12 protein-coding genes are annotated in these 12,490 nt (G+C 72.5%); 11 read left to right on the forward strand and 1 reads right to left on the reverse strand.

Going from position 1 to position 12,490, the window contains the following annotated elements:
* Nucleotides 1-165 precede the first annotated feature (165 nt).
* The 8 genes from NWP09_RS07890 to NWP09_RS07925 all read left to right on the forward strand — a co-directional run bounded on the left by NWP09_RS07890 (nt 166) and on the right by NWP09_RS07925 (nt 9,221).
* A complete protein-coding gene (locus NWP09_RS07890; protein ID WP_258274976.1) occupies nt 166-1,173 on the forward strand; it encodes a MoxR family ATPase in 1,008 nt (335 codons plus the stop codon).
* Between the two features lie 41 nt (nt 1,174-1,214).
* Nucleotides 1,215-2,069: a DUF58 domain-containing protein gene (locus NWP09_RS07895; RefSeq protein ID WP_258274977.1), complete on the forward strand. Its 855-nt coding sequence runs from the start codon at nt 1,215-1,217 to the stop codon at nt 2,067-2,069.
* The gene (locus NWP09_RS07900) at nt 2,056-2,544 is read left to right on the forward strand and encodes a hypothetical protein (protein WP_258274978.1); all 489 of its coding nucleotides are present in this window, start codon (nt 2,056-2,058) and stop codon (nt 2,542-2,544) included. Before NWP09_RS07895 ends, NWP09_RS07900 begins: the two co-directional genes overlap by 14 nt.
* Nucleotides 2,535-3,524 (forward strand): VWA domain-containing protein, encoded by a 990-nt coding sequence (locus NWP09_RS07905; RefSeq protein WP_258274979.1) that lies wholly within the window; start codon nt 2,535-2,537, stop codon nt 3,522-3,524. Before NWP09_RS07900 ends, NWP09_RS07905 begins: the two co-directional genes overlap by 10 nt.
* On the forward strand, nt 3,521-4,507 hold the full coding sequence (locus NWP09_RS07910; protein ID WP_258274980.1) for a VWA domain-containing protein: 987 nt from the start codon (nt 3,521-3,523) through the stop codon (nt 4,505-4,507). The genes NWP09_RS07905 and NWP09_RS07910 overlap by 4 nt, the downstream gene beginning before the upstream one ends.
* The gene (locus tag NWP09_RS07915; RefSeq protein ID WP_258274981.1) at nt 4,504-5,274 is read left to right on the forward strand and encodes a hypothetical protein; all 771 of its coding nucleotides are present in this window, start codon (nt 4,504-4,506) and stop codon (nt 5,272-5,274) included. The genes NWP09_RS07910 and NWP09_RS07915 overlap by 4 nt, the downstream gene beginning before the upstream one ends.
* A 26-nt stretch (nt 5,275-5,300) precedes the next feature.
* The gene (locus tag NWP09_RS07920; RefSeq protein ID WP_258274982.1) at nt 5,301-7,064 is read left to right on the forward strand and encodes a proline--tRNA ligase; all 1,764 of its coding nucleotides are present in this window, start codon (nt 5,301-5,303) and stop codon (nt 7,062-7,064) included.
* Nucleotides 7,065-7,199: 135 nt separating this feature from the next.
* Complete coding sequence (locus tag NWP09_RS07925) at nt 7,200-9,221, forward strand: PhoX family phosphatase (RefSeq protein ID WP_258274983.1); 2,022 nt, start codon at nt 7,200-7,202, stop codon at nt 9,219-9,221.
* Nucleotides 9,222-9,272: 51 nt separating this feature from the next.
* Here the strand turns inward: NWP09_RS07925 and NWP09_RS07930 are convergent, their stop codons facing one another.
* Nucleotides 9,273-10,751: a sodium:alanine symporter family protein gene (locus NWP09_RS07930; RefSeq protein ID WP_258274984.1), complete on the reverse strand. Its 1,479-nt coding sequence runs from the start codon at nt 10,749-10,751 to the stop codon at nt 9,273-9,275.
* Nucleotides 10,752-10,850: 99 nt separating this feature from the next.
* On the opposite strand from NWP09_RS07930, the gene nusA reads away from it, so the two are divergent.
* The 3 genes from nusA to NWP09_RS07945 all read left to right on the forward strand — a co-directional run.
* Nucleotides 10,851-11,840: a transcription termination factor NusA gene (gene nusA, locus NWP09_RS07935; protein WP_258274985.1), complete on the forward strand. Its 990-nt coding sequence runs from the start codon at nt 10,851-10,853 to the stop codon at nt 11,838-11,840.
* A 106-nt stretch (nt 11,841-11,946) separates the two neighbouring features.
* Nucleotides 11,947-12,228 carry a YlxR family protein gene (locus NWP09_RS07940; RefSeq protein WP_258274986.1) on the forward strand — a complete coding sequence of 94 codons (282 nt, stop codon included), beginning with the start codon at nt 11,947-11,949 and terminating at the stop codon, nt 12,226-12,228.
* 73 nt (nt 12,229-12,301) lie between these two features.
* A partial coding sequence (locus NWP09_RS07945) for a translation initiation factor IF-2 N-terminal domain-containing protein (RefSeq protein WP_258274987.1) occupies nt 12,302-12,490 on the forward strand: 189 nt, incomplete at its 3' end.

Raw genomic sequence — 12,490 nt, forward strand, 5'->3', positions numbered from 1 at the left:
ACGATAATCGCGTCCGCCGACCACAGAACCGGTTGAGGATCAGAGGTGGGGGAGGGCGGCGGCGAGGCGGGCGCGCCCGGGGGGGGCGGGGGCGGGGGGGGTGGGCCGGGGGGGGGCCCGCCGGCGCCCGCCGGCACCCGCGAGGAGCCACCGATTGGAGCGCGCGTGTCCGCAGCAGTCCCCGGCCGGGACCCCATCACGCCCGAGGAGCTCGAGCGCGCGAAGGGCATCATCCGCTCGGTCGAGCAGTCGTTCCAGTCGACCGTCGTGGGCCAGCACCACCTGCTGCGCTCCCTGCTCGTCGCGCTGCTCACCGGCGGGCACGTGCTCATGGAGTCGGTGCCCGGACTCGCGAAGACCACCGCGGCCGCGACGCTCGCGAGGTCCGTCTCGGCCTCCTTCCACCGCATCCAGTGCACCCCCGACCTGCTGCCGAGCGACATCGTCGGCACCCAGATCTACGACCAGCACTCGGGCGAGTTCCGCACGCAGCTCGGCCCCGTGCACGCGAACTTCGTGCTGCTCGACGAGATCAACCGCTCGAGCGCGAAGACGCAGTCGGCGATGCTCGAGGCGATGCAGGAGCGGCAGACGTCGATCGGCGGCGAGACGCACGCGCTCCCGCAGCCGTTCCTCGTGCTCGCGACGCAGAACCCCATCGAGCAGGAGGGCACGTACACGCTGCCCGAGGCGCAGCTCGACCGCTTCCTGCTCAAGGAGGTGCTCACCTACCCGTCGCCGACCGAGGAGGCCGAGATCGTGCGGCGGGCCGAGACGGGCGTGTTCGAGCGCGGGCACGACGGTCCGGTCGCGACGCTCGACGACGTCCGCTTCCTCCAGGGGCTCGCGAAGCGCGTCTACGTCGACCAGGCGATCACGAACTACGTCGTCCAGCTCATGTACGTCACGCGCCACGCGACCGACTACATCGGCGCGCAGCTCGCCGGCTACATCGAGTACGGCGCGAGCCCGCGCGGCTCGCTGTCGTTCTCGCAGGCGGCGCGCGCGCTCGCGCTCGTGCAGGGCCGCGACTGGGTCATCCCGGAGGACGTCAAGGACCTGCGGCACCCCGTGCTGCGGCACCGCCTCATCCTCGGCTACGAGGCCGAGGCCGACGGCGTGACGAGCGAGCAGATCATCGACGCCGTGTTCGGCGCCGTGCGGACGCCGTAGGGCCGAGCATGGAGCGGCGGCTGCGCAAGGTGAAGACCACCATGTCGATTCACGCGCACCGGCGCACCCTCGAGCTGCTCGAGGGCGAGTACCAGTCGATCCACCACGGCCGCAGCCACGACTTCGACGACCTGCGCGAGTACCAGCCGGGCGACGACGTCAAGGACATCGACTGGAAGGCGACCGCGCGCAGCCACGTGCCGCTCATCAAGCGCTACATCGCCTCCCGCCAGCACAACGTGCTGCTCGTCGTCGACTCGGGCCGCAACATGGCGGCGATCGCCGAGTCGGGGGAGTCGAAGCGCGAGCTCGCGATCCTCGTCGCGGGCGTCCTCGGCTACCTCGCGACCCGGCACGGCGACCGCGTGGGGCTCCTGATGGGCGACGCCGAGCGCATCGAGAGCGAGCCGCAGGGCGGCTCCGAGGCGCACCTCGAGCGCATGCTGCGCCGCATCGACGAGGCGGTCTCGCTCGAGGGGCCGCGCTCGCGCCTCGAGGGCGTGCTCGAGCACGCGGTCCGACGGATGCGTCGGCGCTCGCTCATCGTCGTGGTCGCCGACGACCTCGCCTACACGCACGACCTCGACGTGCACCTCGGGCGGCTCCACGCGCGCCACGAGGTGCTGTGGGTGTCGATCGGCGACGCCGACCTCATGGCGCGCGCGGGCGACCACCGCGACCTCGTCGGCGTCGACACGGGCGCCGGCCTGCCGCCGTTCCTCCGCAGCCACCGCGGGCTGCGGCGCGCGTTCGACGAGCAGACCGCGCTGCGGCGCGAGCGGCTCGAGGCGGGCCTGCGCTCGCTCGGCATCGCGTCGGTGCGCATCGGCTCGACCGAGGGCGCCATCGGCGGCCTCTTCCGGCTGCTCGAGAGGCACCGCCGTGCGCGCCGCTGATCTCGCGCGGCTCCCCGCGCCCGACACGTACGGTCCCTTCGGCTACGGCCCGTGGTGGCTGCTCGGCGCGCTCGCGCTGCTCGTCGTCATCGCCGCCTACGCGTTCTCGTGGCTCCTCACCCGGCCGCGCGGCATCCTCGAGCCGCCGCCCCCGCCGCCCGTGCCGATCGACGTGCGGAGCGTGAAGCAGAAGTACCTCGGCATGATCGACGAGGTCGCCGCCGAGCACGCAGCGGGCGAGCTCGGGCCGCGCGAGCTCGCGCAGCGGCTGAGCCTCGTGCTGCGCTTCTTCGCGCACGAGTCGACGGGCGTCGTCGCCGAGGTGATGACGCTCCGCGACCTGGGCGAGGCCGACCTCCCCTCGGTCGAGGGTGCGGTCGCCCAGTACTACCCGTCGTCGTTCGCCCGCTCCGCCCGGCACGACCCCGACGCGGCGATCGGCGCCGCCCGGCAGGTGGTGGCGACGTGGATGTGACGCTCCTGTGGCCGTGGGCGCTCGCGATCGCGGTGGTCCTCGGGCTCGCGCTCGTCGTCGTCGGCCTCGTGCTGCCGAAGCGGCGGCGGGACCGCGGCCTGCCGGTCGCGCACGTCGACCGGATGACGGCGCTGCCCGCGTTCCGCGGCGCGCTGCTGCGCTACCGGCTCTGGATCGGCGCTGCGCTCGTCGCGGCGCTCGCGGGGCTCGCGCTCGCGGGCACGGTCGCCGCCCGCCCGTCGGGCGTGCACGCCAACCAGGAGGACGACTACAAGCGCGACATCGTGCTGTGCCTCGACGTCTCGGGCTCGATGGTCGACGTCGACGCCGAGATCCTCGGCGTCTACCAGCAGCTCGCCGCCGAGCTCGACGGCGAGCGGATCGGCATGCGCATCTTCGACGCGTCGAGCGTCATGGCCTTCCCGCTCACGAGCGACTACGACTACATCCAGTCGCAGCTCGCGCGCTACGTGCGCGCGCTCAACGGCACCCTCGGCCCCGACGAGCAGTTCAACTACCTCGCCGGCACCGCGAGCGGCCTCGGCGCCTCGCTCGTCGGCGACGGGCTCGCGTCGTGCGTGCTCGACTTCGCCGACCTCGAGGCGAGCGAGCGCCCGCGCTCGATCATCCTCGCGACCGACAACATGGTGAACGGGCAGCAGATCTTCACCCTGCCGCAGGCCGGCCAGCTCGCTGTCGACAACGCGGTGCGCGTGTACGCGATCAACCCGTTCGACTTCGGCGGCGACATGGCGTCCCAGGAGCTGCGCGAGATCGCCGAGGGCACCGGCGGCGCCTACTTCGCGCTCGACTTCGCCCAGACGGTGCCGCAGATCGTCGACCGCGTGAACGCGATCGAGGCGGGCTACATCGAGACGCCGCCGCAGATCCAGGTCGTCGACCGTCCGGGCGCGCTGCCGCTCGCGGTGCTGCTGCTCGTCGCGGGCGTGGTCGCGCTCGCGTGGAGGGCGAGGCTGTGATCTCCTTCCACCCGACCCTCCCGATCCTCGTCGCCGTCGTCGGCGCCCTCGCGCTCGCGCTGTGCGCGTGGCAGCTCGTCGCGGCGCGCGGTCGCAGGATCGCGTGGCTGCGCCGCACGCTCCTCGTCGCGCTCGCGATCGCCATGGCCTTCCGCCCGGCCCTCCCGGGCGGCGAGGTGCCCACCGCATCCGTCTCGGCCCGCGTGTTCGTCGTGGTCGACACGTCGCAGTCGGTCGCCGCCGAGGACTGGGGGAGCGAGCCGCGGCTCGAGGGGATGCGCGACGACGTCGTCGAGATCGCGCGCGCGTTCGCGGGCGCCGACATCTCGGTCATCTCGTTCGACTCGCAGGCGCTGCTGCGCGTGCCCCTCACCGACGACGGCTCGGCGGTGATCGAGATGATGCGCGCGCTGCGCCCGGAGATCGCGCAGCAGTCGCGCGGCACCTCGGTCGCCGTCGCGCACGACCTCCTGCAGACCGAGCTCGAGCGCAGCGCCGCCGCCGAGCCCGACTCGCCCGCGATCGTCTTCTACCTCGGCGACGGCGAGCACACCGCCGAGGAGCCGCCGCAGTCGTTCGGCGACCTCGCGGGCCTCGTCGACCGCGGCTTCGTGCTCGGCTACGGCACGGAGGCGGGCGGCCGCATGCGCATCTCGAGCTTCGACCCGAACGAGGACCGCTACCTCGCCGACCCCGCCGGGGGCGATGCGATCAGCCGCATCGACGAGGGGCGCCTGCGCACGATCGCCGACGAGCTCGGCGTGAGCTACCTGCATCGCGACCCGGCCCTGCCGATCGCCGACGCGCTCGAGCCGATGGCCGCGCTCGACGGGGCCGCCGACCTCGACCGCACCGAGGAGGCGAGGCTCGAGGTCGCGTGGGTGCTCGCGGGGCCGATCGCCCTGCTGCTCGCGTGGGAGGGGCTCAGCCTCGCGCGGTCGCTCCGCTCGACCCGCGGCATCCTGCCGAAGGAGGGCGCATGATGCGGCGAGCGACGAAGGGGCGCGTGCTCACCGACCCGCAGCGGCGGCGGCTGCGGTGGTGGCTCATGCTGGGCCTCATCCCGGTCGCGCTCGCCGCGATCGTGCTCGCGACGAAGCTCATCGGCGTCTCCCTGCTGTCGCAGACGACCATCGACCGGTTCGAGTCCCGTGCCTACGGCCAGGCGGCGGATGCGGCGCGCGGCCTCGAGGTGTGGAACTGGACGGAGCCCTGGAAGGCGCCGTACGACCTCGGCGTCTCCCTCGCGATGGCCGGCTCCCTCGAGGAGGGCCGCGCGAAGATCGAGGAGTCGCTCGAGCTCCACGGCGAGCCGGCGACGCCCGTGCAGCTGCACGAGCACTGCGTCATCGTCGCCTCGCTCGTGTTCACGATCGAGCGGCAGGGCGACGTCGCGCGCGAGGCGCAGGACACGCAGGCCGCCAACGGCTTCTACAACGAGGCGCTCGCGCTCATCGAGGCGACGCCCGAGGGCTGCCACGACGAGCCGCGAGAGGGTGAGGCCGACACCGCGGCCCAGTTCGAGGCGGCCGTGCCGCGCATCGAGGAGAAGATCGAGGACCCGTCCGGCCAGGGCGACGGCGAGGGCGAGTCCGAGGGCGACTCCGAGGGCGAGGGGCAGCAGCCGCAGACCCCCGAGGAGCGGCTCGAGGAGCAGAACCAGGGCGCGCAGACCGAGCAGCAGCAGCAGGACCAGTACGACCAGGGCGGCGACGAGCCCGCGGGGCCGAGCGTCGAGCGGCCGTGGTAGCCGCTTCGCGACCGTAGAATCGCTGGGTGACCCGCCTCTCCGAGCTCTTCTTCACCACCCTCCGCGAGGACCCGGCCGAGGCCGAGGTCGCGAGCCACCGGCTGCTGCTGCGCGCGGGCTACATCCGCCGCTCCGGCTCGGGGCTCTACTCGTGGCTCCCGCTCGGCCTGCGCGTGCGCCGCAACATCGAGCGCATCATCCGCGAGGAGATGGAGGCGGCCGGCGCGCAGGAGGTGCTCTTCCCGGGCCTGCTGCCGCGCGAGCCGTACGAGCTCACCGGCCGCTGGACGGAGTACGGCGACGGCATCTTCCGCCTGCAGGACCGGCGCGGCGCCGACCACCTGCTCGCGCCCACGCACGAGGAGGTCTTCACGCTCCTCGTGCAGGACCTCGTGTCGAGCTACAAGTCGCTGCCGCTCACGATCTTCCAGATCCAGGACAAGTACCGCGACGAGGCCCGCCCGCGCGCCGGGCTGCTGCGCGCCCGCGAGTTCACGATGAAGGACGCGTACTCGTTCGACGTCGATGACGCGGGCCTCGAGGCGAGCTACCAGCGCCAGCGCGACGCGTACGAGCGCATCTTCCAGCGCCTCGGGCTCGAGTACGTCATCGTCTCGGCCGACGCGGGTGCGATGGGCGGCTCGAAGTCCGAGGAGTTCCTGCACCCGACCCCGGTGGGGGAGGACACGATCGTGCGCTCGGCGGGCGGCTACGCGGCGAACGTCGAGGCGTTCGAGACGCTCGCGCCCGAGCCGCTGCCGATCGAGGGGCAGGCGGATGCGGTGGTGCGGGACACTCCCGACACCCCGACGATCGAGACGCTCGTCGCCGACGCGAACGCGCGCTTCCCGCGCGAGGACGGCAGGCCGTGGACGGCGGCCGACACGCTCAAGAACGTCGTGCTGCGCCTGACGCACCTCGACGGCTCGAAGGAGCTCGTGGTGATCGGCGTCCCCGGCGACCGCGACGTCGACGAGAAGCGCGTCGAGGTCGCGTTCCAGCCCGCCGAGGTCTCGGCCGCGGACGACGACGACTTCAGGGCCCACCCGGGCCTCGTCAAGGGCTACATCGGCCCGTGGTCGCAGTCCGGGCCGGTGCTCGGCGAGCAGGCCGCCACGCGCATCCGCTACCTGCTCGACAAGCGGGTCGTCGACGGCACGAGCTGGATCACGGGCGCGAACGAGCCGGGGAAGCACGTCTTCGGCCTCGTGGCCGGCCGCGACTTCGTCGGCGACGGCTGGGTCGAGGCGGCGAGCGTGCGGGAGGGCGACCCGGCTCCCGACGGCTCGGGCCCCGTCACGCTCGAGCGCGGCATGGAGATCGGCCACGTGTTCCAGCTCGGCCGCAAGTACGCCGAAGCGCTCGGGCTCAAGGTGCTCGACCAGAACGGCAAGCTGGTCACCGTCACGATGGGCTCGTACGGCATCGGGGTGACCCGCAACCTCGCGGCGATCGTCGAGAAGTCGCACGACGAGCGGGGCATCATCTGGCCGCGCGAGGTCGCGCCCTTCGACGTGCACGTCGTCGCGACCGGCAAGGACGCCACGGCGTTCGAGGTCGCCGAGTCGGTCGTCGCCGATCTCGAGGCGCGCGGCCTCGAGGTGCTCTTCGACGACCGCCCGAAGGTCTCGCCGGGCGTGAAGTTCGGCGACGCCGAGATCATCGGCGTGCCGCAGATCGTCATCGTCGGCCGCGACGCGGCCGCGGGCCTCGTCGACGTGTGGGACCGGGCGACGGGCGAGCGGCAGCAGGTGCGCACCGAGGAGCTCGAGGAGGCGCTCGGGCGCTGATCCTTCCCGGGTCGCGGCGTCGCCGGTGAGCGACGTTCCCCCGCCGTTCACCCGGCGTTCTCCTGGGCGTCGGCGCGGTGGCGCTCGGGTCGCCGATGCTGGGCTGGCCAGCGAAGCCGACCCGGAGGAGTCCCGATGTCCGTTCCCCTGCAGCTGCTGCCGAGCGCCTCGCACGCGCGCGGCAAGCGATCGCTCGTCACCTGCCGGCTCAAGTGCGGCGACGCGTGCCTCGGCCCCGAGTGCAACCAGAGCGCGAACCCGACCTTCCGCTCCATCGCCGACGCGGTGCTCTCGCGCCGCAGCGCGCTCGGCCTGGGCGTCGCGGGCGCCCTCGCGATCGCGGTCGCACCGGCCCTCGGCGGACCGCGCGGCGCCGCCGCAGCGGCTGCCGGCTCCTCGACGATGCCGTTCGAGCCCATCGCGCCGGTGCCCGTGTCGGTCGACGCGATGACCGTGCCCACGGGCTACCGCTGGGTGCCGGTCATCCGCTGGGGCGACCCGGTGCTGCCGGGCGCGCCGGTGTTCGACGCCGAGGCGCAGACGGCCGAGGCGCAGGCGCGGCAGTTCGGCTACAACAACGACTACACCGACGTGATCCCGGATGCGTCGGGCCTGACGGGCGTGCTCGTCGCGAACCACGAGTACTGCAACGAGCAGCTCATGTTCCCGCCGACGACCGACCCCGACCGCCTCGCCGAGCAGTCGCGCATCATGAAGATGGCGCAGGGCATGTCGGTCGTCGAGGTCGAGCGCGATGCGGTCGGCTCGCCGTGGAGGCCCGTGATCGGGCCCCGCAGCCGGCGCGTGACCGTCGAGACGGAGCTCGAGCTCACGGGCCCGGCGGCCGGGGGAGCGCTGCTGCGCACCGCGAGCGACCCGAGCGGCCGCGTGGTGCTCGGCACGCTCGGCAACTGCGCCGGCGGCACGACGCCGTGGGGCACCGTGCTCTCGGGCGAGGAGAACTTCAACAGCTACTTCCGCACGCCGACCGCGACCCCCGCGACCGCGCGGTACGGCCTCGCCGACCGCCCCACCTCGACCCGCTGGGAGCTCGAGGACCCGCGCTTCCTCGGGACCGACGGGCACGAGAACGAGCCGAACCGGTTCGGCTACATCGTCGAGATCGACCCGCAGGACCCGACGGCGCCGGCGATGAAGCACACCGCGATGGGCCGCTTCAAGCACGAGGGCGCCAACGTGCGCATCGGCGAGGACGGCCGCGTCGTGGCCTACATGGGTGACGACGAGCGCGGCGACTACCTCTACAAGTTCGTCTCGAAGCACCGCTTCAACCCGGGCTCCGGCCCCGGCGCGCGCAAGCAGAACAAGAAGCTGCTCACCGAGGGCGACCTGTTCGTCGCGCGCTTCACCGGCGACTCGCCGGCGGGCGAGATCGACGGGAGCGGCGCGCTGCCGTCCGACGGCGCCTTCGACGGCGTGGGCCAGTGGGTGCCGCTCACCCTCGGCGGTCGCAGCATGGTGCCGGGCATGACGATCGAGGAGGTGCTCGTGCACACGCGCCTCGCCGCCGACCGGGTGAACCCCACGAAGATGGACCGCCCCGAGGACGTCGAGCCGCACCCCACCACGGGCCGCGTCTACGTCGCGCTCACGAACAATTCGAACCGCGGCACGCGCCACGCGCTCGACGAGGCCAACCCCCGCACCGCGAACCGCGACGGCCACGTCATCGAGCTGACCGAGACGCAGGGCGCGTCCGGCACCGCCTTCGCGTGGTCGATCCTGCTGCTGTGCGGCGACCCGTCGTCGCCCGCGACCTACTTCGCCGGGTACCCGAAGGAGCTCGTCTCGCCGATCTCGTGCCCCGACAACGTCGCGTTCGACTCGGAGGGCAACCTCTGGATCTCGACCGACGGGCAGCCGGGCACGCTCGGCCTGAACGACGGGCTCTTCAAGGTCGCGCTCGAGGGCGCCGAGCGCGGCAGGGTCGAGCAGTTCCTGGCCGTGCCGCGCGACGCGGAGACGTGCGGGCCGATCATCCACGACCGCGAGCGCACCGTCTTCGTCGCGGTGCAGCACCCGGGCGAGGACGGCACGTGGGGCGCGCAGCGGTCGCTGTTCCCCGACTACGGCGCGACCGGCCCCGGCACGTTCGCGGGCCCGCGGCCGTCGGTCGTGCAGGTGCTGCCCGCGTGAGCCGCACGCGAAGGGGAGCGGCGCCTGCCGCTCCCCTTCGCGCTCCGAGCGTCAGCCGCGAGGAGCCTGCCGCTCCGAGACGGAGGCGGTGCTCCACTGACCGGTGACGGACTCGACGCTCTCCCACACCTCGATGCCGCGGAGCTCCGGCATCCTGTCGCGCGTGAAGACGGGGTCCTTGCCCGCGCGCCGCTGCTCGTCGTAGTCCTTCAGCAGCTTGAACGCGACGCCCGAGAGCAGGGCGATCGCGACGAGGTTGACGATCGCCATCACGCCCATGAGCAGGTCGGCGGTGTTCCACACCGTCGCGGTCGCCACGACCGAGCCGCCGAGCACCGCCGCGACCGCGAGCACGCGGTAGACGGTGAGGGCCGTGCGGCTCTCGGTGATGAACTCGATGTTCGACTCGCCGTAGTAGTAGTTCCCGATGATCGACGAGAACGCGAGCAGGAAGACGATGAGCGAGAGCGCGATGCCCGCCCACGCCCCGAGCTGCCCCGTCACGGCGTCGAACGTCAGCGCGATGCCGCCCTCGGCGCCCGCGAGGTCCGGGGTCGAGACGAGGATGATGAACGCGGTGATCGAGCACACGAGGAAGGTGTCGAAGTAGACGCCCAGCGTCTGCACGAGGCCCTGCTTCACCGGGTGCGTCACCGCGGCCGACGCGCCGGCGTTCGGCGCCGATCCCAGGCCCGCCTCGTTCGAGAACATGCCGCGCTTCACGCCCTGCATGATGATCGTCCCGATCGCGCCGCCCGCGACCTGCTGGAACCCGAACGCGCCGGCGTAGATCTCGCCGATCACGCGCGGCACCTCCTCGATGTTCATCGCGACGATCAGGATCCCGAGCACGAGGTAGAGCAGCGCCATGGCGGGCACGAGCGACTCGGTCACCTTCGCGATGCGGCGGACGCCGCCGAAGACGATGAGCCCCGTGAGCACGGCGACCGCGGTCCCGATCGCCCAGGGCAGCCAGGCCGCATCCGACCCGACGGTCGAGGTGACGGTCGCGACGATCGTGTTCGCCTGCAGCGACGAGAACGCGAAGGGGAAGCAGACGATGAGGATGACCGCGAAGAGGATCCCCATCCAGCGCCGGCCGAGGCCCCGCTCCATGTAGTACGCCGGTCCGCCGCGGAAGCCGTCGGCGTCCCGGTGCTTGTAGAGCTGGGCGAGCGACGACTCGATGAACGACGACGCGCCGCCGATGAACGCCATCGTCCACATCCAGAACACGGCACCGGGACCGCCCACGGCGATCGCCGTCGCCACGCCGGCGATGTTGCCGACGCCGACCCGGCTCGCCGCGGAGATCGTGAACGCCTGGAACGACGAGACCGACTGCGCGCTCCCGTCGCGCGCCCTCGGGGTGCGGTCGCCGAGCACGCGGAACATCGCCGGCAGCAGCCGCAGCTGCACGACGCCGGAGCGGACGGTGAAGTAGAGGCCGAGCGCCGCGAGCACCGGCAGGACGATCCACGTCCACCAGAAGTCGCCGGCGGCCAGGATGAGGGCATCGAGAGTCTGCACGGGGGAACAGGCTACCGAGCGCGGCCTCCTCGGTCGTGGCGGTAGACTGACCGGTCGGCATCTGTGCCGGAGGAACTGCTGCAGGACAAGGAGCCACAAGTGAAGATCGATCTGAGCGTGCTGAAGACCGTCGAGCGCGAGCGGGAGATCTCCTCGGACGAGCTCATCCGCATCATCGAGCACGCCATCCTGCAGGCGCACGTCCGCTCGGGCGAGAAGCCCGACCCCGCCGCGCCGGAGCCGCGCGTCGAGGTCGACCGCAAGACCGGCGAGGTCACCCTCTACGAGCCCGAGCTCGACGAGGACGGCAACCGCATCGGCGAGTCCGTCGCGACGACCGACGACTTCAGCCGCATCGCCGCGACGGCCGCGAAGCAGGTCATCTTCCAGGCGCTGCGCGACAAGAGCGACGAGTCGGTGCTCGGCGCCTACAAGGACCGCGAGGGCGACATCATCGCGGGCGTCGTGCAGCAGGGCACGAACCCCCGCATGGTCCACGTCAAGCTCGGCGACGACATGGAGGCGCTGCTGCCGCCCGAGGAGCAGGTGCCGGGCGCCGAGTACAAGCACGGCCAGCGGATGCGCGTGTACATCACGAAGGTCGAGCGCGGCCCGCGCGGCCCGCAGGTCACGGTGAGCCGCACCCACCCGTCGCTCGTGCGCCGGCTGTTCGCGCTCGAGGTGCCCGAGATCGCCACCGGCGCGGTCGAGATCGTGGCGATCGCCCGCGAGGCGGGGCACCGCACGAAGATCGCGGTGCGCGCCACCCGGCCCGGCATCAACGCGAAGGGCGCGTGCATCGGCGAGCTCGGCGCCCGCGTGCGCGCGGTGCAGGCCGAGCTCGGCGACGAGAAGGTCGACATCGTCGACTACTCCGACGACCTCCCCACGTTCGTCGCGAGCGCGCTGAGCCCGGCACGGGTGTCGGATGCGTTCATGCTCGACGCGAAGACGAAGGCCGTGCGCGCGCTCGTGCCCGACTTCCAGCTCTCGCTCGCGATCGGCCGCGAGGGCCAGAACGCGCGGCTCGCGGCGAAGCTCACCGGGGCGAAGATCGACATCCAGCCCGACTCCGTCATGGAGGACTGAAGCACGTCGGCCGACGCCCGGGACGGGCGTCGGGGCTGGCGTCGCGGCGGAGACCCGAAAGGGTCTCCGCTTCCAGCTCCAGCGCCCGGGCGTGTCGTCCTGTAGAGTGGGGCGCATCCGAACGTGTCTTGGCTGTCGCACGCGCACCGAACCCGCACACCTCGTGCGGATCGCTGCACAGGGCGGCGCAGCCGTCGTCGACTTCGAACGACGGCTTCCCGGCCGAGGCGCTTGGGTGCATCCGACGCAGCGATGCGCGGAGCGCGCGACGCGTGCGCTCCCGCGGGCCCTGCGGCAGCCGCACCTCGATACCTCGCCCATCGCACGATGGGCGGACGGGCTCGACCCGAGCCCCGACCGAAGGAACGAACACCACATGGACAACTGATGAGCAGCTCGAAATGAGACCCGTCAGCATTTGACGTCCGCCCTGTCCTGGGCGGACCCAGGACAGGAGAGAAGTGGCAAACCCACGCGTGCACGAGATCGCCGCCGAGATCGGCGTCGAGAGCAAGGTCGCTCTGGCCAAGCTCAAGGAGATGGGCGAGTTCGTCAAGGGACCCGCGTCGGCGATCGCGCCGCCGGTCGCCCGCAAGCTGAAGGCCGCCCTCGCGGCCGAGGGCGCCTCCGCGCCCGCCGCTGCGCCCGCC

This window comes from Agrococcus sp. HG114, from assembly GCF_024723325.1.
Lineage (GTDB): Bacteria > Actinomycetota > Actinomycetes > Actinomycetales > Microbacteriaceae > Agrococcus.

Bases quoted from the DNA above. Each gene is read 5' to 3' on its own strand.
- NWP09_RS07895 (WP_258274977.1), top strand. From the start codon at position 1,215: ATGTCGATTCACGCGCACCGGCGCACCCTCGAGCTGCTCGAGGGCGAG.
- NWP09_RS07925 (WP_258274983.1), top strand. From the start codon at position 7,200: ATGTCCGTTCCCCTGCAGCTGCTGCCGAGCGCCTCGCACGCGCGCGGC.
- NWP09_RS07915 (WP_258274981.1), top strand. From the start codon at position 4,504: ATGATGCGGCGAGCGACGAAGGGGCGCGTGCTCACCGACCCGCAGCGG.